This window comes from Candidatus Tisiphia endosymbiont of Temnostethus pusillus, assembly GCF_964264675.1.
Lineage (GTDB): Bacteria > Pseudomonadota > Alphaproteobacteria > Rickettsiales > Rickettsiaceae > Tisiphia.
In genome coordinates, this window is record NZ_OZ183472.1 from 1,667,144 (window position 1) to 1,693,210 (window position 26,067).

The following is a 26,067-nucleotide window of genomic DNA, read 5'->3' on the forward strand; positions in this document are numbered from 1 at the left end:
ATGTCATTCCCGTGCAGGTAGAGAAATCTAAAAAAACAGCCTAGCAGACTATATTAAACTTTTCTAGACCCATACTTTCGCAAGGGTAACCATCGAATGCACAGGGATGATCCTACGCAATCATAATACCTTAAAACCTTTTTAGAAATATCTAAACACGCAGCTACTATATATGTAAAAATAATTAATTACAAGCTACTTGACTATTTTTTTGATAAATTTCTATCAACTGTGTTATATTTGAAACAGCTATAGAAATTTGTTATACATGATAGTTTGACTTACTTGACTCCCAAACTTTCTTCCAAGCACCAAACAAACCGCTGTGCATTTGTGATAACATAAACAAACTGTTGCGGTGATTTATCAATCTTAAGGCATAGGCTAAAATGAATCCTTCTTTAAACCATATAATACTGAATTCGATGTAACAAGTTACATCGAATTCAGGTTAAATTACCCTAGTTTTAGATATCCGCGTTATCTTCAACTATTACACCTGTTAAAGATGATGTCTCTTCATTATTGTCTAAACGATCGTCTGATTCTGCTAAGTCAGCTAATGCTAATGCGTTATGACCCAAACGGCTTACTCCACCACACAACTTCTTGATAGTATATATAGCAACACCTCCACCAACACCTATAATAGTTACAATAGAAGATATCAGACCTGAGATTTCTCCTATTGACATTGTGCTACTAGCAGGATTATTAGGATTTGATTCCTTAGGAGTATGCTTTTCTGTAATAGAATCAACAACTACATCAGCAGCGATTGGTTCTGGTTTCTCAGTAAGATTTTTCTTAGGAGTAGTAGTTTTTCCAGCAGAGAAAGCAGTAGACTTTGTCGTAGTAGTACTAGACTTCACGTTAGTAGTAGGCTCTGTCGTACTAGTACTCACGGTAGTAGGGGTAGTAGACTCTGTCGTACTAGTACTCACGGTAGTAGGAGTAGTAGACTCTGTCGTACTAGTACTCACGGTAGTAGGGGTAGTAGACTCTGTCGTACTAGTACTCACGGTAGTAGGAGTAGTAGACTCTGTCGTACTAGTACTCACGGTAGTAGGGGTAGTAGACTCTGTCGTACTAGTACTCACGGTAGTAGGAGTAGTAGACTCTGTCGTACTAGTACTCACGGTAGTAGGAGTAGTAGACTCTGTCGTACTAGTACTCACGGTAGTAGGAGTAGTAGACTCTGTCGTACTAGTACTCACGGTAGTAGGGGTAGTAGACTCTGTCGTACTAGTACTCACGGTAGTAGGAGTAGTAGACTCTGTCGTACTAGTACTCACGGTAGTAGGAGTAGTAGACTCTGTCGTACTAGTACTCACGGTAGTAGGAGTAGTAGACTCTGTCGTACTAGTACTCACGGTAGTAGGGGTAGTAGACTCTGTCGTACTAGTACTCACGGTAGTAGGAGTAGTAGACTCTGTCGTACTAGTACTCACGGTAGTAGGAGTAGTAGACTCTGTCGTACTAGTACTCACGGTAGTAGGAGTAGTAGACTCTGTCGTACTAGTACTCACGGTAGTAGGAGTAGTAGACTCTGTCGTACTAGTACTCACGGTAGTAGGAGTAGTAGACTCTGTCGTACTAGTACTCACGGTAGTAGGAGTAGTAGACTCTGTCGTACTAGTACTCACGGTAGTAGGAGTAGTAGACTCTGTCGTACTAGTACTAGACTTCTCTGTAGTAGGAACAGTAGTCTCTTGCTTAGGAAGAGTCTCATCAGTAGTATGAATATCACGCTTCTCTCGCTTGTTGTTGGTAGTATGGTCTTCCTCAGTACTAGACTCTTTCTCAGTAGTACTAGACTTTATTGTAGAGGTGGACTCTTTATTAACTTGTCTATTTTCTTTTAGTACCTTTAAGAGTTTTTTTAATATCTTACGTTTTATACCTCTGTCTACGTCCATTTCAATAATCTGAGTACCTACAAGTTTTGGTATAATATCATTTACCCCTTCATCACTCATATTGTTAGATGATATATCTAGTGCTTTAACCTTAGTGCTGCCTTTTTTAAGTGATTCTATAAAACCTATTGCTTTTTCATCGCCTATTCCATTATATGCTAGATTTAATCTAGTAACTTCAGTACCTGTAAGCATTGTTCCAAAGTCTATTCCTTTTATACTACCATGTAGTATACTTAATACTTTAACATTACTACCTCTAAGAATTTTTCCAATCTCTTGTGCTTTTTGACGAACAGTCGGAACCTCCCATAGACATAATTCAGTAATATTACTATTTTCGAGTTGTTCTTTGAGTATGTCTATGTCTAGATGATGGCTGAAAGTTAACTTTTGACCATTATTACCTAGTATAATATTACCATCAGTATTATGTAGTATAAGACCATCACCTACTGCACGTTTTCCCCTACTAAGAGATGAGTCATCACTATGTTTTGTCAGCTTTTTTGATTGGGCATGGTTTTTGCTAGTTGCAGGAGTAGCATCAAAAAGAATAGGCATCTTCCCAATGGCACTTGTTACTCCACTCAATAAGCCATTTGGAGTACCTGTCGAGATAGCTTTTTGAAAGGGAACGGTAGTAGGAGAGACGCTAGAAAGGGCGGTAAGGGCGGTAAGAATAGGCAATAAAGCTCCAATAGGAGTATGTGGTATAGCTCCATTAATAGGCTCTATACTATTAATAGGGTCTATACTATTCTGCTCTAGAAGATTAAGTGCATAATTAGGTAAGTCATCTATGTTTGGTGTATTCTTTTCTTGTATGTTATTCCCATTTTTACTAAATAAGAGTGCTTCAATATCTTGTTCTTCTAGAAACTTCCCCTGACTCTTCCGATGCTGATTAACCCAATTTCCATTACTATGCTTATTAATACGTCCCATATTTTTTCTCTCCAGTTATATTACAGATTATTAAAAATTTATTTACTATAGGATACTATTAGAATAATATCTGTTAACTAATGTCAAGCAAATAATAACAATGTCTTTAATATTTAGGAACTTTTTTGTAAAATAACTTAGTCTAGATAGCATTCATGTAATCTGAGTTCGATGTAAGACATCGGTTTAATAGCCCCGATGTCACCTCTAACAGAGATAATACTGATAATTTGTTACATCGAACTTAGGTTAAATTACCTTATATTTGACAACAAATTTTTGCTCTTGAATAAACTCATGATTAGCTATATCTTGAATATGTCTACCAATAATATAACTCTTTTTATTATAGTTATTTAATAGCCTAGTCATGATTCTCTACTTTTTTTGATAATACTTCATCAAGTTCTTGCATAAGATCTTCAGGGAGTTGTTTTACTTTATTGGGAGATTCTTGAGATTGTGATTTTTCTAACACATTTGTAGTACCAATAATCTTTGATTTTTTAGGTAATTTAATGAACTCCAAACTATCTTGTGGTAGAGTTCTTATAAGATTTTTACTTAAATTATCTAGATACGATGTAGTCACAGATTCCTTAAGCCATTTTGGATATTTATCAATAGTGGTATTTTGCATAACGTCTTTTAGGGTTTCTGCTTGTAAGTAACTGTCAGAAAAGAAAATTGTTAGGACTAGGAAGATACCTAAACAAATAATCATACCTCTAAGCATGCCGGCGACTAAGCCTAGAGATCTGTCAATGACCCCACCACTTATAACAGAGATCATCAAAAGAAATTTACGGGTTACAAAAGAGCATATGATTAGAGAGATAATATAGGAAATAATCCCAGAGGTAACTACCAATGCAATGTGGTTATTAAAATATCGAGTAATAATGGAAATAGTATATGGAGATAGGTAATAGGCAAAAAGAATTGAGACTATAAAGCCAAGTAAGCTAATAGTAAGCTTTATTATTCCTCCATATGCCCCGAGCATCGATGAAGTAGTAATAATTGCCAATATTATTATATCAAACCAAGTAAACATTAGACTTTTTAAAAAATTACTTTAAGTTTAGAACAGAAGTTGATTATATTTACTATCATGTTCAAAATTTTTTAAACCTCTCAGATGAAGTTTCAAAAGAGGTCTATTGAATAGCAGTAATTTAACATTATATGTATCTAAAAGCTAGTATGTTAATAAATTTTAAAATACAATAAACATTATGAGTGTAAACGATAAGATTTTTGATAATTTATCTGGTAAGGTTCTGATCGCTACTCCTTACATGCTTGATGGTATATTTAATAAATCACTTATTTATATGCTGTCTCATACAGCAGAAGGAGCAATGGGTTTAATTTTCAATAATTTGGTGAATCATATAGAGGTAAAATCGTTTTTTAAAATATCTGATGATCAAGTAGATAGTAATATTATGATGCCTATATATCTAGGAGGACCAGTTGAGCATGAACGCGGATTCTTCCTACATTCTGATGATTATGATGAAAATCTACTATTGAAGTTTCAGAATCATTTAGCAGTTAGCTCTAATCCTAAAATCCCTCATGATATTGCTTCTGGTCATGGTCCTAAAAATAGTTTATTTATTATTGGATACACTGCTTGGAAGGCAGGGCAGCTTGAAACAGAGATTAAGGAGAATTTGTGGATAATAACAAAATGTGATAAAGAATTTATTTTTTCTGATCATCCAGAGAATAAGTGGCACAATGCTTTACACAATCTCGGTATCAAAGAATCCCACTTTACTTCACGAATGGCTAATGCTTAACATCAGATCATAAACTTGAGAATTAATTCTTCAAGTTGTTATAGTAGTTTATGGAGGGAATCTTGACTTGGGTTGTTTTTTGTACAGTGATTGCAGGTTTACTAATCTACGATCTTGGTTTTGCAAACCAAGAAAATAAAGTGATGAGCTTCCGCCAAACTATTTATTTTAGCCTTTTTTATTTAATTATAGCATGCCTCTTCGGTATTTTCATTTTTTTTGATATGGGAGGAGAAAAAGCCCGGGAATACTACACTTGCTTTTTTATAGAGAAAGCTATGTCATTGGATAATATTTTTATTATATTGATGGTTTTTCAGTTTTTCTCTATTCCTTTAATATATCAGCATCGGATATTATTCTTGGGAATTCTAGGTGTCATTGTTTTTAGAGCCATAATTATATATCTAGGTGTCATTGTTATCTCGAAATTCTCTTGGTTATTATATATTTTTGCAGCTATTCTTATAGTTACAGGCATCAAAACTTTTTATATAGCAAAAAAAAGTTTTAAAGTAGAGGAATCGTATATTTATAGAATTCTACAAAAATACTTTAATCTTACTCCTAAAATTTCCGGTTATAAATTTTTTGTTAAAACTAATAATAGGTTAAGTATTACGCCTCTTCTTGCATCATTAATAATTATAGAAATCATGGATATTGTCTTTGCCATTGATAGTATACCAGCAATATTTGCTATCACTAAGGATCCTTACATAATTTATACTTCTAATATTTTTGCCATATTAGGTTTACGTGCCTTATTCTTATGTTTAGCTAATATTGTTGAGCAATTCAGTTATATAAAATATTCGCTAGCATTAATATTAATATTTATTGGCATAAAAATATTCGCTGAACATTTTATTGAGATTCCATCTTACGCTGCATTGGCTATGACTATTACTCTTCTGTTGTTTGGTATTATTGCTTCTATTATCAGGAAAAGGAGTGTATACTAAACTGTAAACCATTAGTAATATTTTAATTTAAGAACTAAAGAAATTTTACACTGGCATAAAATATTTTTTTATGCTAGAAGTTTGGAATTATTGTATCGTCTTATTCAAAGCTTACTTATGTATAGATTATGTTTATTCCATACAAGTCAATCATGAGTGGCTAGAGTTTGAATATTTTACTAAAATTAAATTAAGTTATGAGGTTCTAATTATGGATGCAAGTGTTGCTCAGAATATCATCGAACAAGATGTTATTGAAATCGTTGCTAATACATTAAAAGTAAAGAAAGATTCAATCACCCTTGAGTCTAGATTTGTTGAGGATCTTAAAGCCGATAGTTTAGATACAGTTGAATTAATGATGGCAATAGAAGCAAAGTATAAATGTGATATACCAGATGAAGATGCCAGTAAAATTTTAACTGTCTCTGATGTTGTACAGTACATAAATAAAAAAATAACTAATTAATAAATAATCATGTCGACTAGAAGAGTTGTTATAACCGGTATTGGGCTTATCACACCACTAGGAGTTGGTGTAAAGCCCTCTTGGGAAGGTATTATAAAGAGCCGCAGTGGCATCAAGTCAATCACAAAATTTGACACTTCTAACCTTGCCTGTAAAATAGCGGGTACAGTGGATCACTCAACAGATAATGGTTTTAACCCGGAAAAATTTATTGACCCTCGCAATGTCCATAAGATGGATTTATTTATCCAATATGGTATAGGAGCAGCTACTGAGGCAATCGAGGATAGCGGGTGGAAAGTAAAAGATGAATTATCGGGAGATAGAACCGGCTTAATACTTGGTTCAGGAATAGGTGGACTTGGGATGATCGAAGAAACATCCGTAAAGTTTCATAAAGAAAATAATGGCAAAGTTAGTCCATTTTTTATCCCCTCCTCATTAATTAATCTCTTTGCAGGTCATGTTTCCATTAAATACGGATTCACCGGACCAAACCAAGCTGTCGTTACAGCTTGTTCCACTGGCTCTCATGCTATAGGGGATGCTATGCGTATGATTCAATATGGCAATGTAGATGTTATGGTTGCTGGTGGGGCCGAAGCACCGGTTACTCCGGTCGGGGTGGCTGGATTCGTTGCTGCAAGAGCATTATCTACTAAATACAATTCTACGCCTGAACTTGCATCAAGACCATGGGATCAAGATCGTGATGGATTTGTAATGGGAGAAGGGGCAGGTGTTGTAGTACTTGAAGAATATGAGCATGCTTGTGCTAGAAACGCTAAGATTTATGCTGAAATTATTGGATATGGTTCTACTGGCGATGCTTATCATATGACCTCACCTCATCCCGATGGAAGAGGTGCTTATAGAGCTATGTTTTATGCTCTTAAAGATGCAAAAATTGATGCAAGTCTTATTGATTATATCAATGCCCACGGCACTTCTACCCCAGTTGGTGATGCTATAGAGTTAACGGCTGTTCAAAAATTATTTTTGGATGCTAACCCGAATGTTCTTATGTCGTCAACCAAATCATCTATTGGTCATTTGCTTGGAGCAGCTGGTAGCGTAGAATTAATATATTCAATTCTTGCTATGCGAGACCAAGTTGCTCCACCAACTCTAAATTTGCATAAACCGATAGCAGAAGCAAAAATAGATTTAGTTGCTTTAGAAGCTAGAAATACAAAAATTAGTTATGTACTTTCTAATTCATTCGGATTTGGAGGAACTAATGCAAGCTTAATTATTAAGAAAGTATAGAATTTACTTTTGGTTTGTATCATTTTCAAAAGTTGCAGTAGGAAGCTGGTATTTATGTTGGATAATTGTTGTAAGCTCTAAGGGGGATTCAGTAATTGGTAAATGTTTGTAACATAAAGTATGTTAATATATTTTCTAGTTGTTTTGTTCCACAACACATGCTAATACTTATAAAATTTTTAAAAGTTTCTTCTATTATCTTCTTAATCTTTTCTAGAGATTTTATACTAACAGTTTCTAAATTGTGAATTATGTCAAATATTTTAACCATTATGATATCATATATCTTGTGCTGCTATAATAATTCCATGATTTCTGCCGAGCTAATCTTTCTGTCGCACTTACCCCTAGTTAGTTTTTCTATCTGATCAGCAATTAGATCACTAAAGATATAGGCAATCTTGCTTTTGGTCAGTTTAGTATCCTCAATGGTATCATGCAGTATAGCGGTTACAGTTAAATCGGTTCTAGATGGCAACCAAATAGTGGTTGAAATTAATTAAAATAACCTGCGAATTCAGTATTATATATAGAAACAATCAGGTTTGAAGCAGCTGCCCACCTGATTGTTAAAATATAACACTCCATTCAGTAGACTTCTTTCGAAACTCGCTTATGCACAAGGGTGTGAAGGAGACGCTCCACCTCGAACCGCAGCGTACTCGAATGTACGTGAGAATTTGAGTCTAATCCCAACACCCAAATTACCAGCAAAAGTAGAATGATCCAAGAGGTTTAATAATAAGTCTATTGCAGATGAGTCTTTACCTGCACTACTATATCTGCAAAACCTTGTGGGTTGTTGACTGCCAATTCAGCTAGCACCTTGCGATCAATATCTATGGCAGCTTTTTTCAGTCCACCCATAAACTGCGAATATACTAAATCATGCTCACGTACTGCTGCATTAATTCTTTGTATCCAAAGCCCTCTAAAATCACGCTTACGATTTCTACGATCTCTATAAGCATATTGTAGAGCTTTTTCAACTTTTTCAATTGCTACCCTAAAGCAATTATTCGATCTCCCCCTATAACCTTTAGCAAGTTTGAGAATTTTTTTATGACGATTTTTTGAAACTTTTCCTGATTTTACTCGTGACATATCTCACCTATTTCCTTATTTAAATTATTAAATTCCATATGGAAGAAAGAATTTTTTCAAGTTCTTTGCATCTTGATCACAGAGAATTGTTGTTCCTCTAAGGTTACGAAGCTGAGATTTTGTACGACGTCGCATGAAGTGCTTTTTTCCAGCTTGAGTGGCACAGACTTTGCCAGTAGCAGTAAGCTTAAAGCGCTTTTTTACCGCTGATTTTGTTTTTAATTTAGGCATTATAATTCCTTTATTTGGTATTTTAAGATCAGTCTAGCAAAAACTAGGCATACCAAAGCCACGTTGCTAACAGACGTAAGTATAATGTTTTTAAGTATTATTGCAAGTCAATTTTGCAAATATTTTGGCTAGGATCGTTTATATATGTTATTTTTTTCTTACATTTTACAGGAGGTTCATACATGAGGTTAGCATATTAACTATATGAAATTATTAAAAAAGCTGTATTACTAAATAAATATTTTGCTAAAAACATGATTTTAATCTTTTAAAATCATGTTTTTAGCTTTAGAAAGGTTTAAAATGCATTCGCGTTAGCCACTTTAAGAATGCATTTTTCCTTATATTAAAGCCAATTCAGGATAAGAATTAACTAATTATTATCCCGAATTGGAGTGTAATGTCTAGATAATTGTTTGAAAAGATGGATATCACTCCTGAATATGCTAACTAATCATACACGCTCTTATTTTATTTGTTTCTTCTTGCTTGGAATAGTTGCAGGGGTAAATTTTTCTTTAGTATCATTTACTATTCATTACCAATTATCACAGGCGGGATATTCAACTGATATTATTGGTGCAATGTTTCTAACATCTATTCCATATTGCTTAAAACCAATATGGGCACCATTTATTGATAAATATTCTATACCTGTTATATGTCAAAAATTTGGTCAACGCCGTGGATGGACATTAGTTACCCAAGCATGTTTATTAGTCACTACTAGCGGGTTTTTAATTATAGACCCCCCTGTTAACATAATTATTACCGCAATTTTAATTTTTATTATTTCCTGTTGTGCAGCAACTCAAGATGTTGTTTTAGATGCATACCGTATAGAACGGACTATAAAAAAAGAAGATCTCTCAATTGCTACAACTTTTAGCTCAACTGGTTTTCGCATAGGAATACTTATTAATAGTACAGGGGCATTATATTTATCTTGCCTATTTAATTGGTACTTTGTATATCTATATATCTTTCTTATAACAATGGCTGCACCTATAATAACCTTATATATGCAAGAACCTGTTACAAAAAAAACTCAACACATCTCTACTGATTTAATTTCACCTGCACAATATTTTCAAGTTATTGGTGATAGCTTACTATTGTTAAAACGAAATCATCCAAACTGGATGTTCATTATACTGTTTGTCTTTCTATATAAAGCAAGCGACTCAATTCCTATGGCAATGAGTTCGCCAGTATTTATTGACTTGTCTTTTACCTCTCAAGAAATTGCTTCTATTTCAAAAGCATATGGATTCATGCTAATGATCTCTGGAGGAGTCATTAGCGGTATTTTAACTGCAAAAATAGGAATATCCCGAAGCATCCTAATATGTGGTAGTCTACAATTACTGTCACCCTTAATGTTTGTGTTTTTATCTATGGTAGGCCATGATATGCTTATATTTACTATAACAATTACTGTACAGAATTTTTGTTGCGGGCTTGGTAATACAGCGATTCTTATTTATTTTTCTAGTTTATGTAGTAGCGAATTGATAGCCACACAATACTCAATTATATCTTCTTTTGCCTCCTTCGTACGGATTATTTTATCCTTTTTATCTGGCATTTGTGCAAATTATATGGACTGGTCTCAACTTTTTTTATTGACTACGTTATTTAGCATGTTATTTGTACCAGCCTTTTTAAGGATACGTAAGATTTAATAGATTTGATACTTTACTATGCTATCTATATACGCGAATTCGGGATAAGAATTTGTCAATTCTTATCCCAAATTCGGTGAAATTATCGAAACAATCAGATTTGAGACGCCTCTGCATCTGATTGTTAAATTAATATTTTGCTAAAAACATGATTTTAATCTTTTAAAATCATGTTTTTAGCTTTAGAAAGGTTTAAAATGCATTCGTGCCAGCCGCTTCAAGAATGCATTTTTCTGATATTCTAGCCAGTTCTAGATTAAAATTAAAAATTTTAATCCAAAACTGAGGTTTCTAGTATATAATCACAGGGGCATGGTTTGATAATTGATCTACTAGAAGTGATTATGAGCAGTTATTTTGAGTTATTAGGTGTAGAAAGAAAATATAATATTGACTTAAATATATTGGATCGTCAATATTTTGCTATGCAATCAAAATATCATCCAGATAGAGTTAAAACTAACAATGCGAGGCAAGAAAATTTGGCTCTCTCTATTGATATAAATAAAGCTTATTCAATTCTTAAAGATGATTTAGCACGAGCTGAGTATCTTCTACTTTTAAACAATATAGTCTTGGATGAAATAACGGTTAGGCAAGGTATTTCAAAGGAACAATTAAATATTGTGTGGAGTGAATTAGAGCTTGTTGAAACTACTCAACAATTAACTAAGTTAGAGCATATGCTAAATAACAAAATCCTTGAAAAAGAAAAACTTATTGAATCTCTAACTACTGCATTTCAAGATCAAAATATGCAAAACGCTCTTGATATTACCATAAAATTTAAATACCTTAAAAATTTAATTAATAATATTCAACTAAAAATCAAGTCATGCAAATAATAGAAATTAGCGAAGCTGGCTCTTCTAACCAGCATGAACATGATAAGGATATAGCAGTTGGTATTGATTTTGGTACAACTAACTCATTGATTGCTTTATCAAATAAACAAATAATACAAATTATCATAGATGATCATGGCCAAGAACTTATACCATCAGTTATAGCATTCCATGGCAAAGACTTTATTGTTGGCAATGATAATATAATTGATAATTTTCGTTCTATTAAAAGACTTTTCGGTAAAAAATTATCTGATATACGCAACAACCCTGTGTTTTTTAGTTTAGTGAAAGATTATATTGATTTAGATAGCGAAATTTTACGAATAAGGTTTGCTGGAAAATTACTGACGATTCCAGAAATTGCCGGACAAATCTTTTTGTACTTAAAGAAACAGGCTACTCAAAAATTGAATTCGGAAGTCAAAAAAGCTGTAATAACCGTGCCAGCACATTTTAACGATGCTGCTAGAGGAGAAGTAATGCTGGCAGCAAAAATTGCTGGCTTTGAAGTACTAAGGTTAATTGCAGAGCCAACAGCAGCAGCTTATGCATATGGTTTAAATAAAGAAAGTAGTGGATATTATTTAGTGTATGACCTAGGAGGCGGGACTTTTGATGTATCAATTCTCAATATGCAAACCGGTGTGCTTCAGGTTATTGCCACTGGCGGAGATAATATTTTAGGTGGTGATGATATTGATCACTTAGTGATGAAGTATTTTTGTAATAAATATAAGTTAGTAGAATCTAATGAATTAATAAAATTAGCAAAAAAAACTAAAGAAACACTTAGTGTACAAAATAAATGTAGTATTATATATGAAGAGAAGATATTAGAATTAAATATAGAGGATTTTGAACGATTAATATCACCATTAGTAGAACGTACAATAGCTATTACTAAAGATACGCTAGAGCATGCAGGGAATCCTAATATTTCAGGTATCATCCTTGTTGGTGGTTCAACTCGCATACCGTTAATTAGTAAGAGTTTAAGACAAATGTTTAATACTACTATTTTTTCAGATATTAACCCAGATAAGGCGGTAGTATGGGGGGCAGCTCTGCAAGCAGAGAACCTAACTTCGGCAAATATTAATTCCTTATTAATTGATGTAGTACCCTTGTCACTTGGTATCGAACTAAATGGTGGAATTACTGAAAAAATTATTCTGCGTAATAGCCCTATACCGATATCGGTTACTAAGGAGTTTACCAATTATGTAGATAACCAAACTTCTATGAAGTTGCATGTGGTACAGGGAGAAAGAGAAATGGTAGAAGATTGTCGGTCACTCGCAAGATTTGAACTAAAATTGCCACTAATGAAAGCAGGTGGAGTGAGGATAGAAGTAACATTTTCTATTGATGCAGATGGCATCTTGTCAGTATCAGCTCTAGAAAAAAATAGTAATATATCACATAACATTGAAATAAAACCAAGTTATGGTTTAAATGAAAGTGAAATTACCGAGATTTTAGAAAATGCTTATCAAAATGCGGCTAGTGATCATAATAAGAAATTGTTGCAGGAAACAATTATTGATACAAAATCTTTGATTTATAATATAAAAAATGCTATTAGGGAGATGCCAAATCTTCTTGCAAAGAATGAAATGGAAAAAATTGATATGGCAATTAAAACTTTAGAAGAAGCAATAAACTCAAATGATCGTGATTACATTATAGAATGTAGCAAGAATTTTGAGAATATAACAGAGCATTTTCTTTCTGAAAGATTAAATAATGCTACTCTGAGCTTACTGAAAGGTAAGCATATTGATAAAATAAGATAAGAGGTAATGATAATTAATGCCTAAAGTAATTTTTATTATAGATAAAGATGGTACGGAAAAAATAGTGGATGCCCCTCTCGGATTGTCTATTTTGGAAATTGCTCATCAAAATGACATTGATCTTGAAGGTGCATGTGAAGGTTCACTAGCATGTGCCACTTGCCATGTTATTGTAGATGAGGAATTTTACCACAAATTAAAAAATCCTTCTGAAGCAGAAGAAGATATGCTTGACTTAGCGTTTGGTCTTACCCATACTTCAAGACTTGGTTGTCAGATTATTGTTAGTGAAGAACTTGACGGCATAAGGGTTCGCTTGCCATCTGCTACCCGTAATATTAACTTATAATTGAGTATATAGAGTGATACGTAAAATTTTGTTTTTTATTTGTTTAATTTACACCATAATATGGTTTGGCATTGCTTATACTATCAAAAGCAATATAGTAAATACTATAAAGAATTCAGAGACAGATAATACTAAAATATCTTATAACCAAATCAAAGTTTCTGGCTTTCCTATTCGCTTTCAAATTCATTTAGTCGAGCCAAAAATGAAATTTATCGATCATGTTAATTCCAAAGAAATATCTACTGAGGAAATGACATTTTTGTTTGATTTTAGTTTTAAAAAAGCTAGATTGATTTTAGGAAAACAAGGAATAAAACAACAAGAGAATTTTGATGGTAAATTAGTAGAGTATAGTGTTCAGTCCAAGGAATATATTACAGCACTAGTTAAATTTAATAAACCTATATATAAATTATCCCATGGAGATAGTTTAAAATCTATCGTAAAGTTTCTGCAAGTTAACAATAAATTATTATCCTTCATTCAGGAAGATAAGGAAATTTTTAATATTGCTGATTTAGTTTTCCTAATCAATAAGGCAAAATCTCAGGACGGTGAAAATATAGCTCTACAATTACGTTTGTTGTACTCTGCGGGGGAAGATTTTTTTAATTTCAAAACAGCACAGCTTGATTTAGCCACACTGATCAATATTGCTACTAACCAAGGTAAAGATACAAATTCTATCAGAAATTTAAATATCGATCGTTTAGTTTTTTCTTGTGATGATAATGCCCAAGTAGATTTGGTAGGGTTTTTACAATTTTTTGATAGTAAGTTACCAAAAGGTAAATTATCTTTTGAATTGACTAATTACCATGATATCATCGATAAATTGATTCCTAACAATTTGTTATTACCTAAAAAAATGGTCAAAACTATCATTGAGAAAGCTGTTGATTCTTCTTTATCTGGAGTAGTTAAGACAGATGATAATGAATTAGCAACTTATGAAAAGGTGAAATTTGATATTGAGTTTTCTGATAATGGTATACATATAGGTTCAATTAATTTGCTTGAGTTTAAACTAGAGGATAGTAAAGTAGATGAGGCTATAGAAGAGAACAACACTGAAAGTTAACATGAGTTCAATATAACTTACCCCAGCATCCGTAATGGAAGTCAATAAGAAATAGTAACTTAACATAAATTTTCATTGCAAGAAGAATTATTTTTGACAATAGAGTGCATAAAAGCGAGTAATTTACGCATAACAACCATCAAGAGCAAATAACTCTTTTTTCTTATCTTGATCAATTTCAACCACTATTTGGTTGCCGTCTAATTTTAGGTTAATAAATTTATCTATCCGCCATTCTTCAGCAATTTTTTGAATATTATTTAAACCAGTTTTTGGCTTTGCTTTCTTATGCGTTGATACATATATATTACGTTCTTCCACCTTGCTAACTAGTTTTTCAACTCGGTTATTCCTATCAAACTCAACTTTTTGGGCTATAGAACCATTTTTTCTTAAAATATATCATTTATCGCAGAATTCTTGTAAACCTTACTCTCCTGCCTCTTCAAGCACTTCTCCTTCTCAAAGATAAGTTGCGGGTTAAGGGGTTTCGGCTCTCCTACAAATTCTGCAGAAGAGGATTCTGTAAGAAGTCTATTGTTGCGTGCAATTTAGAAGTACAACTTAGAAGTAGTTTTGTCATCAAAATAATGATAGTGTTGCGAACGGATTCTTTGTGGTAATTTTGTCGTCAAAATTTGCTTCCGTTTCTCACATATATCTGCGTACTGCTTGCGGTATTCAGCTATATTTTTCCTAAAAATTCTTCAAAAATTATTCAGTTTAATTGACAACTGGAGATAGTAATTTATTGCATGTATCTTTGTACATTTAGTATAATCTTACTTTTAATTCATTCTTAAATTTTATTAGCAATATAAAAATAATAATTTTATGATTAAAAAACTTTTATATACTTTTTTGATTCTTATAATTGCTTCTACTCTTTCTAGTTGCGGTCGGAATCTTGCGGCAAATACATATACTAGTGATTCAACATTAAATATTGTATTGGAAGGAAAGCTTCTTGCCAAAAGGGATGTCAAAATCACGGAGGATGAAAGACTTAGTGATAATGCAATTGGTGGCCTAACTGGTGCTGTCGCTGGTGGGGCGGTTGCTGCTAGCGGAACTAATAACGCAGCTATAATTGTTGGTGGTGCTATTGTTGGAGGTGTTACTGGTGCAATAATACAATCTGCTTTGGGAACATCAAAAGGTACAGAATATATCGTACAGGTTAATAGATCGAATTTGAAAGACGATTATTACGAAGGTAGCAGACTTTTAAGAAATGCTATAGCAGCTGTACGTGCGACAGGTATTATCACCATTGTGCAGGCTAAAGAAGATAAAACCAATCCTGTGATAAATGAGGGGCAAGATGTTCTAGTTATTCTTTCTGAGAAGAGATCTAGACTCATTCCAGCTACATATAAAAATTACTAAAAATACATAGTTAATGGTCAGAATTTTCTTTATAATTTTACTGTTTTTTTCTACATCGGCTTGTACTAAGACGACTTTTGTTAGATCTGCACCTGATTATTCGCAATCACTAACTAAGTCCAAAATTGCTTTACTTTTACCACCAATAGTTGAAGTAAATCAAATTGATGCTTTTAACAAAAAAACGAGAGTTTATAGTTATGAGGATCGCCTTGAAGAAAATATTGTAGATACATTCATAACCAAAATGCAGGACAAAGGGTATAATATTAAACTTTTCTCTAGAACAGAAATTGGTACTAATAAACTGTCAAAATACGTCGTTGACATTAAGGATAATTTTGATGAGACTCTAAATATACTCTATGCTAGTGGAGCTTGGAAAGAGGATGCGGCATATTCTATTGATGAAAAGATTCCTTCTGCAGTTGATCTTGGTGGAAAAGCCGGAGCTGATTTACTAGTTGTAATGAATTTCTATGCAGAGAGTAAAACATCTGGTGCAATAACTAAGGATTTTTGTACAGAGATTTTGAAGGGATGTATAACTGGTAGAATCAATTTAGACCCATCAGAATTTTCGCGAGTTAGATTAGCTATTCTTGATGTACCAACTGGTAGGGTACTATGGACACACTCGGTAGGACTGTCTAGTGATATGATTGACACCACTATTGCTAGTTTTTCTGATAATGACAAAGTGGATAAGAAAAATCTTTCTGTATTGTTTAATTCAGCACTTGCAGATCTCCCTGACGCGAAATAGGTCTATTATACCTTCTTATATTCATCCACAGATGGCTGGTTGAATGGGTCGATTTTTAGGTGATTTGCAATTAGTATAGTACTCAACATTACGTGAATAATTTGATCTACAATTACCTGTTCATCGATATATACAAAATTCTCTAGCTTCACTGGTCGTTTAACTTGATCTAATGCATTATATATATTATTAGCATGAGCAGTTAGAGCTATTTCAATATCTGAGCTTGCTTTGTTAGTAATAACTTGATAAAATTTATCATCCGGACCTTCTAAATAAAGCTGCAATTGACTGTGTTGATCAAATGTTCCTTTTGCTATTATAGGAGTTATACCAAAACCATTCTTACCAAGCGACTCAGCTATAATCTGTTGTTGCCATCTACATAGACCATCTAATTGATAACAATAATTAAACATAACTAACATATGTCTATTTAAAGAATATTGATTAAGGTAATACTCCGCTATCTCACAAATATTAAATCCATCAAAAATAATATCTGATATTTTTTTTGAAGCAGCTAGTACGACTTTATGTACATCAACTCCTGCAACTGCGGTTGGGAGCAAAGATGCATTAGAAATTACGCCAAATCTTCCACTACGAATGTTATCATGTTCTAGACAATTTGTACCAAAAGACTCTGCTAAATTACGTAATAAATTATTACTAAACGGTACTATTACATAAATATTTTGAGGGGGAACGTGTAAAACTTCTAAAACATACTTAGTTAATAAATAGGTTTCATTTGTGTTCCCAGACTTACTCAATGAGAAAAAGACTGCTTTACTTAAATCAACTAATGCCAGTTTTTCATCAATTTCCAACTGATCTAAACTATCAAGATATATTAGCCTTTTAGTAGCTACTGCCTTTATACTTAATAATGCTCTAACATTTAAAGAAGACGCACCAAAACCTATAACTACCACAATATCATATTTTAAAGCAAGCTGAGCTGCGAGATCCTTTATTGCATCTTGCTTAATCAGATCAAACCTTAAAAAATCATATTTATTGGCTTTAATCTGTAAAATAAGATCGTTATATACCTTGCTAAGCATTTAATCTCCAGTTACGCGAATTTGGGATAAGAATTAAGGTAATTCAGGTTATCATAATTTAAATAAGTTGCCTATACCACTACGCATTAGGCTTTTGGGATTCATATTGCTTGCCTTTTTCATGAAACCACTTATTTGTTTAAATTGTTTCAATAGACTATTCACTTTTTGGACTGATGTTCCAGAGCCTTCAGCGATACGTTTTCGACGTGAGGCATTTAGCAAATCTGGGTTTTTTCGTTCTTTTTTGGTCATAGATAAAATTATTGCTTCTTGGTGGTCTATTAATTTGCCACTTAATTTCGATTGATCGACTTTATCAATAATTTTATTAATACCAGGCAACATACTCATCATACTACTGAATCCACCTAGTTTCTTTATACTCCTCATTTGCATTAGATAATCTTCCAAATCAAATTTACCTTTTTTAAGTTTAGCAGCCGCTCTTTCTGCCTCTTGATGGTCTATTATGCTTGCTGCTTTTTCAACGAAGGAGATGATATCTCCCATATCTAATATTCTTGAAGCTATGCGTTCTGAGTCAAACAATTCTAGATTTGTCAATTTCTCGCCAGTGCTTAAGAACTTAATAGGTTTCTTGGTAACATGTTTAATGCTTAGAGCCGCCCCACCTTTGGCATCGCCATCAATACGGGATAAAATTACGCCGGTAATCCCTAATTTTTGATCAAAATTGCTAGCTATAAGTACCGAATCTTGCCCCGTCATTGCGTCAACTACCAAAATTATCTCTTTTGGGTCTATTAAATTTTTTATATTTGATGCTTCTTTCATCATCTCATCATCGATTTGCAACCTACCTGCTGTATCATAAATAACGACGTCATAGGCAGATAATTTCGACTCGTGTAAAGCTCTTTTCGCAATATCTATAGGAGTATGGTTGGGGACAATAGTTAAACAATCTACCCCTATAGATTTACCAAGGATAGTTAATTGTTCCTGTGCAGCTGGTCGATAAATATCAAGAGAGACTAAAAGTACCTTTTTATTTTGATTTTTTAGCCTAAGTGCTAATTTGGCACTTGCTGTAGTTTTTCCACTACCTTGCAGACCAACCATTAAAATATTTACCGGCGGTTCAGATTTAAGCTGTAAACTACTTTCATCTAGAGACGAGGATAATATATTAATTAACTCATTATGGACAATCTTTACTATCATCTGCCCTGGAGCTACTGATTTTATGACTTCCTGTCCCGTAGCTTTTAATGTTACTTCAGCAATAAAATCCTTAACTACCGGTAGTGCAACATCTGCTTCAAGAAGGGCAATCCTAATATCACGCATAGTATCGTTTATTTGGGACTCCGATAAAGTACCACTTCTTTTGATACGATCAAAAATTTTCGTTAGATTTTGAGTTAATGTTTGAAACATAAAATGTAATAAATTACTTGAATTCACCGCATTGTAGCATATTTACTAATAATCACTAAGCATATTAGCAAAAAAAATAGTAATTAATTTGTGAAATAAAATTTTCGGATTCTATTGAGAACTAGTGATATTGTTACAATCAAGAATTTATTATTTCAATTTTCTATATTATTTTCTCTTGCTATCAATAAACCAAATCAGCAATATATTTACTAAAAAATAGATATATAAAATTAAATCAAATGGTAAAAAAGAATAGCTATATTTTGGCAACTGGCGATGAAACGGATTATAGGCTCAGTATTTTGAATAAAATATATGGCAAATATACTAATATTCTATTGGATAGGCTAGCACTTCGTCCAAATATGAAAGTGGCAATTATTGGTTGTGGATCGGGGGAGTCTATTGATGTAATATATCAGAAAATTGGACAAGATGGCAAACTATTATGCCTAGATATAAGCCAAAAACAGATAGAGCTTACTAAAAGTAAGTTAAGTAGTAAAAACATCGATATTGTTGAATACCAAGTTGCAGATATACAAGATTATCAGGGTAATGAGCAATATGACCTCGTATATTGTAGGTTTGTACTCATACATCTAACACATCCTCAAAAAGCCTTAAATAATATGTTAAGTTTATTAAAGCCGGGTGGAACTATTGCATGTGAAGAGCATGATTATACAGCTATATTTAATTATCCATATGCTCGTTCAATAGAACAATATAAAGAATTATTACACAAAATTGAAAAAAGACTTAGTGTAGATTATTCTTATGGTATAAAGCTATTTAATACTTTGTGTACTCTTCAATTAACAGATGTAAAATTTGATTTTCATCAACCAGTTTTTAATGGGGCTGAAGAAAAATTATTATTAAAATTATCTCTTTTAGAAGAAAAAGAACATTTTATTAAGCATAAGTTGATCGATAATTTAGAAATAGAAAAGATGCTAAAAGAAATGGATCAGATTATTCAGGATAAGACGGTTATACAAAGTGCAGGTGGGGTGTTTCAATCTTGGGGAAGAAAACTCTAATGAGTAGTATAATTTACTCCCTCATAAATATATATACTCAGGTAGAACTTCAAGAATTGGCGTTGTCGTATCTAAAGATCTCCGCTCCCGACTTCCGCATTTTTTAATAAGGCATAAGCTTGGAAGGCTCATAGTGCTGGGGTTTTTAAAATTTAGGCACAACATTATTTTGTTATTTTAAATATATTAAAGCATAATTCTTTAATTTTAGGTATTTGCTTAAGTCAGGAGATTCGTTGGAGATATATTCACGCCTTAGTTTATCGGATGCCCAAAAAAAATATAACGACGTTATTAATGATTTTCCCGTGTAATTTTGACCATTTTGTGTCAGAGTGAAAATTCCTTAACTAAAGGTCCTTTTGCGGCATAATCTCAGGTTATTTCTGCCTAGAAGATAAGTAGTTGCTGTAGCTACTTATCTTCTAGGCAGAAGAGTATATCTAATCTTATTTGTTGTTATCTAGGTTATATCTTAAATATTGCTTTAGTTAGCTCATCATAGCTCTTTAACCTAACCAATATAGGTTCTAAATCATCCAGCTTGATCATACAAGGTCCGTCACTTGGGGCATTATTTGGGTCTTGGTGAACTTCCATAAAAACACCTGCTACTCCGACGCTAACAGCTGCCCTTGCTAATATTTCAACATATTTTCTTTCGCCACCACTACTGTTGCCTATGCCACTTGGTTGCTGAACTGAATGGGTTGCGTCAAAAATTACAGGGGTCTTAGTTTCTGCCATAATTGGCAAACTACGCATATCTGATACTAGTGTGTTGTAACCAAAACATGCACCCCGTTCGGTAAGCATGATATTCTTTGCACCAAACGCTTCAAGTTTAGCATACACATTCTTCATATCCCAAGGGGCAAGAAACTGACCTTTTTTAACATTAACAACCTTATTAGTCATAGCTGCAGCATGCAGCAAATCTGTTTGTCTACATAAGAAGGCAGGGATTTGGATTATATCAACAATTTCAGCAACTTTAGCACACTGATTCTCTGTATGAACGTCAGTAAGAATAGGGCAGTTAAAGGCTGTTTTTACTTTAGACAAAATTTCCAGCCCTTTCTCAAGACCGCTACCCCGGATACCATTTATTGAAGTTCTATTAGCTTTATCGAATGACGATTTATAGATAAAGGGTATGTTAAGTTTAGCAGTAAGGGTCACAAGCTTGTCAGCCATAAATAATGCATGATCTAAACTTTCTATTTGGCAAGGTCCAGCAATAAACACAAATGGTAAGGTATTACCAATTTTGATATTATGTAAATCAATTATCTTTTGCATAACTTGGTCCTTAAATTTTACTTGGCAATTGGCAAGCTAGACTCTTCTTGTTTATCGTCAACTTGCTCAATTTTCTTAATTATCCCAAGGTTTTTCTTAGAAGACAGATTGGCAAGAATAATAGCATTAATTATAAACAAGGTGGCAAGCACTACCGTGGTTTTAGTCAAGAAATTAGCTACAGTTCTGCCTGTTACAACACCCATATTACCACTACCACCGCTCATACCACTTAACCCATCATTGCCAGTCTTTTGCATCAGAATTACGATAATTAGCAGTATTGCTATTACAATATGAACAAAAAGTAATATATTCATCATTTTTCAAAAAACCTATAATTTAATATTTGAACTAAAATTTGATAATCAAGTGAAGATTTGCCAATCATAACCCCATCAATATTCTGTACACTTAATATTTTTTCTATATTACCTAAATTTACAGATCCACCATACACTAAGCTAACATTATTTGCAACTTGGCTTTGCTGAAGAAAACAATTGAGGACATCAAATATCTCTATTAATTCTTCTTGGTTAGGAATAATCCCTGTTCCTATAGTCCAAATCGGCTCATAGGCTATTATTACATCTATCCCCTCCCCTATTTTATCATTTGGCAGGGATTCCACTAATTGTTTTAATAAAAAATTTTTATAATTATTATTTTTTCGTGTAGCTAGGTCTTCTCCGATACAAATAATAGGGCTAATCTTGGCATTTAAGCAATTCTCTGCTTTCTGTCTGATTAATTTATTGGATTCTTGAAAAAAGCTTCTACGTTCACTATGACCAACAATAGCGTAATTAATACCACTTAGTTTCAGTAATAGGCTTGAATATTCTCCAGTATAACTTCCTTGTTCTTCGAATTGACTGACATTTTGTCCACAAAACTCTATAGATTTGAATTTATCAGATAAATAAGCAAGATAGGGAGTAGGAGGAGCTATAATAAATTTGTTGTTATGTTGCTGCTCTATCAGTCTAGCACAAAATTTAAATGCATCATCTAAACTTATATGCATTTTCCAGTTAGCAATAATAAGTTTTTTCATAAAAATCGCTTGCAGATATTAGTGTACAGAACTATTGTAGTATACTACAAAAACTTGAAGAAGAAATTTATAATTTATGTTAAATAATATTAGAAACGCTGCTGATAGTTTTGTAATGCGTGTTTTACTTGGAATGATTGCCTTTGCATTTGTTGGATGGGGAATTAAAGATGTATTACAGACTACCAATAATTTTGATTTGATTACATTTTCTGATGCAAAAACTATTAGTGAAGAAGATTTTCTAAAAGCAAAAGCCGAACAAATTCGTGTTATTCAAAAACAAACTGGAACACATCTTAGTGAAGAAGATATAAAGCAGTTGAATATTGATAATTTTATTATTAAAAAACTTATCAATAATCGCATTATGAATTATTTAGTACACTATTATAATCTAGATATAACTGATGATACTGTGATTCAGTTTATTAAAGAATCCGCTAATTTTAAGAATGAGCAAGGTCTATTTGACATAGCACTCTTTAAAGGTTTTTTAAAAAACTCTTATATTAATGAGGAGGACTATGTATTTGATGTTAAAGAACATACCTTAAAGAATACTCTAATTAGTATTTTTATAGAATCATTTCAAACACCAAAAATAATGGTCAAAAATATTGTAGACTATATGGCCGAAACAAGAGATGTCGACCTTGTACAAATTGACTTAAAAGCCCAACCTAAAGGTGCGTTTATGACTTATGCAACTCCGGTCGAGTTAGAAGAGCTATACAAGGAGAATCAAGAGTTATTTGAAATACCAGAAAAACGTAGCTTGTCTTATGTAAAAATATCAAGTGAAGTGTTAGGTAAGCAAATTCATAATAGCGATGAAGAATTATTGAAGTTTTATCAGGATAACCAAGAAGAATTTGCTAATAAAAAATTTAGCGAGGTACGAAAACAGGTTAATGAATTATTGCAACAACAAAAAATAGAAGAGCTGAAGCTACTGTTAGCAAAAAATCTAGAAGATGATGTGGCAGCTGGTTCAAGTTTAACAGAAATTGCTAAAAAATATGAATTACCAATACAGAATTTAGATTCTGTAAGTTATAAGGATTTAACTAATAATATACAAGATGAATTTCAAGAGTTGGCTAAGCCTGCAAGTGGCGAGCAGACTAGGCGTAGTCAAACCGTTGTTCCTACGCGAAGTCCCATCGTGCCACAACGCCAACACTTAAAAGGCGAATGGTATGTTGATCTTGGCAAAAATGCTGACAGTATTTTTGATCTTGCAGAAGGAGAATTATCATATCCAATGGAACTAACTGATACAGGAGCTTTTATATTGGTTGAGATTAAATCTATTCAGCCAAGTAAACTACAAGAATTCTCGGCAGTCAAGGATCAAGTATACGAACTATGGTATAAGCAATATATTAGAAAGATAAATTTAGGAAACATAGAGAGTCTTGCTAAAGAATATAAACCTGGTAAAAGTAAAAAACCTCTAGATATTACTACCAACCAAGCTGCAACTTTTTCTAGGTATGAAGTTCATAATAATCAGCAATTACCAACAGAATTACTATCAGCAATTTTTAATGCTAACATTGATTCCAATACTCCAGTTTTTCAGTCAAAAGATAGGGCGTATTTTGCTTATGTAAAATCAAAAAGAATTGATAAGACGAAAAGGCAAGAAATTCAGAAAAAAAATGAAGGAGATATTGCAGTAGCCATAAGAAACAATGTTATGGATGAGCTGATTAGCTATGCCATCAAGAAAAATAAAATGAAACAAAATAGTATGTGATTATGATATAAATATGACAATTTAGATAACTAATTTTAACTATATTGTTACTAAACCTTGCATATTAATATATATTAAGATTATATTATGTCATATTAATATAATCTTAATTATGTGTTTATTATGTCAAAAGATCGTACGCTATTAGTAAGGCTTTCTACCGCAAAACAATTACTTGAAAATAAAATTGATAAGACAGAACGAGCTATAAAGTTGTTTGCTACTGATAGTAGTGTTTATGAGATATTGAAGACTGCTAATTTGGGGAAATGTTGTAATTTTATAAAAACTACGGAAGATAGATCATCAGCTAGTCAGGAATTAAAAGCTAGTTTAAAAGGTCTGCATAGTCAACAATCTGTCTTATCAAAGTATAATACAGTTAATTGCAAAAAGTTTGAAGAACGTAGTGACCAAATACACACAATAATTCAAGCTAGAAAGTTACTTAAATGTATTGACCAACATGATTTTAAGGAAGCACTGAAGATTGCCGGGTTGAGCGATATAATTAAGAAGGGTGCACCAGGAATAACTAGAATATGGATAACAGAAAATACTTTTTTTAAAAAATTGAATGAATATTTAGCAGTTAAACAGGAAGAATATAAGATAATACTAGAAGCACATCAAGCTGAATGTGGAGCAAGTGCTCCCGCACTACCCCTATCAACAACTCTTCTTGAAGGATCAAGTAACTGTAATAATACGTATGTTACTAATAACAACTATCCAGCAGCAGATTCTGCACAACCTAGTGTACTCCCATCTTTATACCCGCACCTATCTCTAGATATTACAACTACATCCCCAATGTACTCTTACCCGAAAGTTCGTAAACCTGCACCACCACCTCCAATACCACCTTCATATAATGAAGTAGTGCATGATGTGTTAATAGAATCTGATCAGAAGAACCAGCTTTTAGGTATTGCAGATCATCATGATTAAGCTCAGCTTTGTGGTTAATTGGCAACTCGTGTTAGTTAGCATATTACTCATTTGTATTAAATATTTAATGGTTCATTAGCAAATTTATAATGGTTTTTACAATAAGTAGCAGCCACGTATAAAAAATAATCATCCTCTATATTTACTTTTTTCAAGAGTACTTTTTTATAGAATCTTTCGTAAGTAGTAACGGTAATTAGACCGGCAGATGACAAAGTACCAAGTACAGACCAAAGTAGAGTGTTAATTGTTGTATGCCGTATATCTTCGTTAATGAGGATGGTGACAGGCTTATTATTGCAGCTCATTACTCGGCGGATTAACTTACCAAAAGTACTGTGGTCATAAGGTCCTTTAGATTCGATAATTTCTACTACTGTTAGTCCTTCTTGTTGGCTGGTAGTAGTGACATCATCTCTAAGTTTTATATCCTTAGAATGGTCATAAGCTGGATCAAGAAAGATGATTGCTTCAGAAGGTAAAGTTGTTGTGTATGTCATAGCAGTATCCCCTTTATGATTAAACTTAAAGTTATCAAGTTTTAACCACCAAAGAATCTTAATAGATTACTTTGGCGATCGGGGAGTTAGTAAACTGTATAGCATAACAGCTACGCTAGCCTTTAGGTTTAAGGTTTACACCTTAAACCCTGAACATAGCTAACATCTCCCCGATCATAACAATCGAGGATTACACCTTTATTCGGCAGATGTGTTCCGATGCTATAAGAGGTTACTACACCCCAAAATAACTTTGCAGTTACTTCATTTTTAATTTTAAACTATACTCCTATAAAGTCAATAATAGAAAAACTTATGCGAGGATAAAAAAGG

28 protein-coding genes are annotated in these 26,067 nt (G+C 32.9%); 14 read left to right on the forward strand and 14 right to left on the reverse strand.

What is annotated here, in order from left to right; all coding sequences use genetic code 11:
- Positions 1–467: 467 nt before the first annotated feature.
- The 3 genes from ACFEL2_RS07550 to ACFEL2_RS07560 form a co-directional block, all read right to left on the reverse strand.
- Positions 468–2,867: a hypothetical protein gene (locus ACFEL2_RS07550; protein WP_375331926.1), complete on the reverse strand. Its 2,400-nt coding sequence runs from the start codon at positions 2,865–2,867 to the stop codon at positions 468–470.
- A gap of 249 nt (positions 2,868–3,116) precedes the next feature.
- Positions 3,117–3,239, reverse strand: coding sequence for a hypothetical protein (locus ACFEL2_RS07555; RefSeq protein WP_375331927.1), 123 nt, complete (start codon positions 3,237–3,239; stop codon positions 3,117–3,119).
- Complete coding sequence (locus tag ACFEL2_RS07560) at positions 3,232–3,924, reverse strand: CvpA family protein (RefSeq protein ID WP_341751636.1); 693 nt, start codon at positions 3,922–3,924, stop codon at positions 3,232–3,234. The genes ACFEL2_RS07555 and ACFEL2_RS07560 overlap by 8 nt, the downstream gene beginning before the upstream one ends.
- Positions 3,925–4,105: 181 nt before the next feature.
- On the opposite strand from ACFEL2_RS07560, the gene ACFEL2_RS07565 reads away from it, so the two are divergent.
- The 4 genes from ACFEL2_RS07565 (at position 4,106) to fabF (ending at position 7,381) form a co-directional block, all read left to right on the forward strand.
- Complete coding sequence (locus ACFEL2_RS07565) at positions 4,106–4,678, forward strand: YqgE/AlgH family protein (protein ID WP_341751635.1); 573 nt, start codon at positions 4,106–4,108, stop codon at positions 4,676–4,678.
- Positions 4,679–4,740: 62 nt separating this feature from the next.
- Positions 4,741–5,643 (forward strand): TerC/Alx family metal homeostasis membrane protein, encoded by a 903-nt coding sequence (locus tag ACFEL2_RS07570; protein WP_341751634.1) that lies wholly within the window; start codon positions 4,741–4,743, stop codon positions 5,641–5,643.
- A 211-nt stretch (positions 5,644–5,854) separates the two neighbouring features.
- Positions 5,855–6,112 (forward strand): acyl carrier protein, encoded by a 258-nt coding sequence (gene acpP / locus ACFEL2_RS07575; protein WP_341747960.1) that lies wholly within the window; start codon positions 5,855–5,857, stop codon positions 6,110–6,112.
- Between the two features lie 9 nt (positions 6,113–6,121).
- On the forward strand, positions 6,122–7,381 hold the full coding sequence (gene fabF, locus ACFEL2_RS07580; RefSeq protein WP_341751633.1) for a beta-ketoacyl-ACP synthase II: 1,260 nt from the start codon (positions 6,122–6,124) through the stop codon (positions 7,379–7,381).
- Between the two features lie 88 nt (positions 7,382–7,469).
- Here fabF and ACFEL2_RS07585 read toward each other — a convergent pair whose 3' ends face one another.
- The 4 genes from ACFEL2_RS07585 to rpmI form a co-directional block, all read right to left on the reverse strand.
- Positions 7,470–7,652, reverse strand: a complete 183-nt coding sequence (locus tag ACFEL2_RS07585) for a hypothetical protein (RefSeq protein WP_375331928.1) — start codon at positions 7,650–7,652, stop codon at positions 7,470–7,472.
- Between the two features lie 24 nt (positions 7,653–7,676).
- On the reverse strand, positions 7,677–7,859 hold the full coding sequence (locus tag ACFEL2_RS07590) for a hypothetical protein (protein WP_341751631.1): 183 nt from the start codon (positions 7,857–7,859) through the stop codon (positions 7,677–7,679).
- Positions 7,860–8,128: 269 nt separating this feature from the next.
- Positions 8,129–8,485 (reverse strand): 50S ribosomal protein L20, encoded by a 357-nt coding sequence (gene rplT / locus ACFEL2_RS07600; protein WP_341747957.1) that lies wholly within the window; start codon positions 8,483–8,485, stop codon positions 8,129–8,131.
- A 27-nt stretch (positions 8,486–8,512) separates the two neighbouring features.
- Positions 8,513–8,716, reverse strand: a complete 204-nt coding sequence (gene rpmI / locus ACFEL2_RS07605; protein ID WP_341747956.1) for a 50S ribosomal protein L35 — start codon at positions 8,714–8,716, stop codon at positions 8,513–8,515.
- 443 nt (positions 8,717–9,159) lie between these two features.
- Between rpmI and ACFEL2_RS07610 the strand changes: the two genes are divergently transcribed.
- The 5 genes from ACFEL2_RS07610 (at position 9,160) to ACFEL2_RS07630 (ending at position 14,478) form a co-directional block, all read left to right on the forward strand.
- A complete protein-coding gene (locus ACFEL2_RS07610) occupies positions 9,160–10,401 on the forward strand; it encodes an MFS transporter (RefSeq protein ID WP_341752342.1) in 1,242 nt (413 codons plus the stop codon).
- 344 nt (positions 10,402–10,745) lie between these two features.
- Entirely contained in the window at positions 10,746–11,246 is a 501-nt protein-coding gene (gene hscB / locus ACFEL2_RS07615) for a Fe-S protein assembly co-chaperone HscB (RefSeq protein ID WP_341751630.1), read from the forward strand.
- Positions 11,237–13,045, forward strand: a complete 1,809-nt coding sequence (gene hscA, locus ACFEL2_RS07620) for a Fe-S protein assembly chaperone HscA (RefSeq protein WP_375331930.1) — start codon at positions 11,237–11,239, stop codon at positions 13,043–13,045. Before hscB ends, hscA begins: the two co-directional genes overlap by 10 nt.
- Positions 13,046–13,061: 16 nt before the next feature.
- Positions 13,062–13,394: a ferredoxin family 2Fe-2S iron-sulfur cluster binding protein gene (locus ACFEL2_RS07625; protein ID WP_341751628.1), complete on the forward strand. Its 333-nt coding sequence runs from the start codon at positions 13,062–13,064 to the stop codon at positions 13,392–13,394.
- A gap of 13 nt (positions 13,395–13,407) precedes the next feature.
- Positions 13,408–14,478, forward strand: coding sequence for a hypothetical protein (locus tag ACFEL2_RS07630; protein WP_341751627.1), 1,071 nt, complete (start codon positions 13,408–13,410; stop codon positions 14,476–14,478).
- Between the two features lie 123 nt (positions 14,479–14,601).
- Here the strand turns inward: ACFEL2_RS07630 and ACFEL2_RS07635 are convergent, their stop codons facing one another.
- Complete coding sequence (locus ACFEL2_RS07635; RefSeq protein ID WP_375331931.1) at positions 14,602–14,799, reverse strand: hypothetical protein; 198 nt, start codon at positions 14,797–14,799, stop codon at positions 14,602–14,604.
- A 513-nt stretch (positions 14,800–15,312) separates the two neighbouring features.
- Here ACFEL2_RS07635 and ACFEL2_RS07640 point away from each other — a divergent pair.
- A complete protein-coding gene (locus tag ACFEL2_RS07640) occupies positions 15,313–15,867 on the forward strand; it encodes a hypothetical protein (protein WP_341751625.1) in 555 nt (184 codons plus the stop codon).
- A 13-nt stretch (positions 15,868–15,880) separates the two neighbouring features.
- Positions 15,881–16,633, forward strand: coding sequence for a hypothetical protein (locus tag ACFEL2_RS07645; RefSeq protein WP_375331932.1), 753 nt, complete (start codon positions 15,881–15,883; stop codon positions 16,631–16,633).
- Between the two features lie 5 nt (positions 16,634–16,638).
- On the opposite strand, the gene ACFEL2_RS07650 is transcribed toward ACFEL2_RS07645, so the two are convergent.
- Both ACFEL2_RS07650 and ffh read right to left on the reverse strand, forming a co-directional pair.
- Positions 16,639–17,703: a hypothetical protein gene (locus ACFEL2_RS07650; protein WP_341751623.1), complete on the reverse strand. Its 1,065-nt coding sequence runs from the start codon at positions 17,701–17,703 to the stop codon at positions 16,639–16,641.
- Between the two features lie 51 nt (positions 17,704–17,754).
- Positions 17,755–19,107, reverse strand: coding sequence for a signal recognition particle protein (gene ffh, locus ACFEL2_RS07655; RefSeq protein WP_341751622.1), 1,353 nt, complete (start codon positions 19,105–19,107; stop codon positions 17,755–17,757).
- A 242-nt stretch (positions 19,108–19,349) separates the two neighbouring features.
- On the opposite strand from ffh, the gene ACFEL2_RS07660 reads away from it, so the two are divergent.
- Positions 19,350–20,156, forward strand: a complete 807-nt coding sequence (locus ACFEL2_RS07660; protein ID WP_375331933.1) for a class I SAM-dependent methyltransferase — start codon at positions 19,350–19,352, stop codon at positions 20,154–20,156.
- A gap of 468 nt (positions 20,157–20,624) precedes the next feature.
- On the opposite strand, the gene kdsA is transcribed toward ACFEL2_RS07660, so the two are convergent.
- Genes kdsA through ACFEL2_RS07675 form a run of 3 tightly spaced genes read right to left on the reverse strand, consistent with a single transcriptional unit; the run spans position 20,625 to position 22,518 of the window.
- Positions 20,625–21,458, reverse strand: coding sequence for a 3-deoxy-8-phosphooctulonate synthase (gene kdsA / locus ACFEL2_RS07665; protein ID WP_341751620.1), 834 nt, complete (start codon positions 21,456–21,458; stop codon positions 20,625–20,627).
- 17 nt (positions 21,459–21,475) lie between these two features.
- Positions 21,476–21,781, reverse strand: a complete 306-nt coding sequence (gene secG / locus ACFEL2_RS07670; RefSeq protein ID WP_341755495.1) for a preprotein translocase subunit SecG — start codon at positions 21,779–21,781, stop codon at positions 21,476–21,478.
- Positions 21,778–22,518 carry a triose-phosphate isomerase family protein gene (locus ACFEL2_RS07675; protein ID WP_341751618.1) on the reverse strand — a complete coding sequence of 247 codons (741 nt, stop codon included), beginning with the start codon at positions 22,516–22,518 and terminating at the stop codon, positions 21,778–21,780. The genes secG and ACFEL2_RS07675 overlap by 4 nt, the downstream gene beginning before the upstream one ends.
- A 76-nt stretch (positions 22,519–22,594) precedes the next feature.
- Between ACFEL2_RS07675 and ACFEL2_RS07680 the strand changes: the two genes are divergently transcribed.
- Positions 22,595–24,283, forward strand: a complete 1,689-nt coding sequence (locus ACFEL2_RS07680; RefSeq protein ID WP_375331934.1) for a peptidylprolyl isomerase — start codon at positions 22,595–22,597, stop codon at positions 24,281–24,283.
- 123 nt (positions 24,284–24,406) lie between these two features.
- Positions 24,407–25,234 (forward strand): hypothetical protein, encoded by an 828-nt coding sequence (locus tag ACFEL2_RS07685; protein ID WP_375331935.1) that lies wholly within the window; start codon positions 24,407–24,409, stop codon positions 25,232–25,234.
- A 56-nt stretch (positions 25,235–25,290) separates the two neighbouring features.
- Here ACFEL2_RS07685 and ACFEL2_RS07690 read toward each other — a convergent pair whose 3' ends face one another.
- Positions 25,291–25,734 (reverse strand): hypothetical protein, encoded by a 444-nt coding sequence (locus ACFEL2_RS07690; RefSeq protein WP_341751615.1) that lies wholly within the window; start codon positions 25,732–25,734, stop codon positions 25,291–25,293.
- Positions 25,735–26,067 lie beyond the last annotated feature (333 nt).

Coding starts and splice junctions, on each gene's coding strand:
- ACFEL2_RS07550 (WP_375331926.1), bottom strand. CDS start 2,867: ATGGGACGTATTAATAAGCATAGTAATGGAAATTGGGTTAATCAGCAT.
- ACFEL2_RS07555 (WP_375331927.1), bottom strand. CDS start 3,239: ATGACTAGGCTATTAAATAACTATAATAAAAAGAGTTATATTATTGGT.
- ACFEL2_RS07560 (WP_341751636.1), bottom strand. CDS start 3,924: ATGTTTACTTGGTTTGATATAATAATATTGGCAATTATTACTACTTCA.
- ACFEL2_RS07565 (WP_341751635.1), top strand. CDS start 4,106: ATGAGTGTAAACGATAAGATTTTTGATAATTTATCTGGTAAGGTTCTG.
- acpP (WP_341747960.1), top strand. CDS start 5,855: ATGGATGCAAGTGTTGCTCAGAATATCATCGAACAAGATGTTATTGAA.
- fabF (WP_341751633.1), top strand. CDS start 6,122: ATGTCGACTAGAAGAGTTGTTATAACCGGTATTGGGCTTATCACACCA.
- ACFEL2_RS07585 (WP_375331928.1), bottom strand. CDS start 7,652: ATGGTTAAAATATTTGACATAATTCACAATTTAGAAACTGTTAGTATA.
- rplT (WP_341747957.1), bottom strand. CDS start 8,485: ATGTCACGAGTAAAATCAGGAAAAGTTTCAAAAAATCGTCATAAAAAA.
- rpmI (WP_341747956.1), bottom strand. CDS start 8,716: ATGCCTAAATTAAAAACAAAATCAGCGGTAAAAAAGCGCTTTAAGCTT.
- ACFEL2_RS07610 (WP_341752342.1), top strand. CDS start 9,160: ATGCTAACTAATCATACACGCTCTTATTTTATTTGTTTCTTCTTGCTT.
- hscB (WP_341751630.1), top strand. CDS start 10,746: ATGAGCAGTTATTTTGAGTTATTAGGTGTAGAAAGAAAATATAATATT.
- hscA (WP_375331930.1), top strand. CDS start 11,237: ATGCAAATAATAGAAATTAGCGAAGCTGGCTCTTCTAACCAGCATGAA.
- ACFEL2_RS07625 (WP_341751628.1), top strand. CDS start 13,062: ATGCCTAAAGTAATTTTTATTATAGATAAAGATGGTACGGAAAAAATA.
- ACFEL2_RS07640 (WP_341751625.1), top strand. CDS start 15,313: ATGATTAAAAAACTTTTATATACTTTTTTGATTCTTATAATTGCTTCT.
- ACFEL2_RS07645 (WP_375331932.1), top strand. CDS start 15,881: ATGGTCAGAATTTTCTTTATAATTTTACTGTTTTTTTCTACATCGGCT.
- ACFEL2_RS07650 (WP_341751623.1), bottom strand. CDS start 17,703: ATGCTTAGCAAGGTATATAACGATCTTATTTTACAGATTAAAGCCAAT.
- ffh (WP_341751622.1), bottom strand. CDS start 19,107: ATGTTTCAAACATTAACTCAAAATCTAACGAAAATTTTTGATCGTATC.
- ACFEL2_RS07660 (WP_375331933.1), top strand. CDS start 19,350: ATGGTAAAAAAGAATAGCTATATTTTGGCAACTGGCGATGAAACGGAT.
- kdsA (WP_341751620.1), bottom strand. CDS start 21,458: ATGCAAAAGATAATTGATTTACATAATATCAAAATTGGTAATACCTTA.
- secG (WP_341755495.1), bottom strand. CDS start 21,781: ATGATGAATATATTACTTTTTGTTCATATTGTAATAGCAATACTGCTA.
- ACFEL2_RS07675 (WP_341751618.1), bottom strand. CDS start 22,518: ATGAAAAAACTTATTATTGCTAACTGGAAAATGCATATAAGTTTAGAT.
- ACFEL2_RS07680 (WP_375331934.1), top strand. CDS start 22,595: ATGTTAAATAATATTAGAAACGCTGCTGATAGTTTTGTAATGCGTGTT.
- ACFEL2_RS07685 (WP_375331935.1), top strand. CDS start 24,407: ATGTCAAAAGATCGTACGCTATTAGTAAGGCTTTCTACCGCAAAACAA.
- ACFEL2_RS07690 (WP_341751615.1), bottom strand. CDS start 25,734: ATGACATACACAACAACTTTACCTTCTGAAGCAATCATCTTTCTTGAT.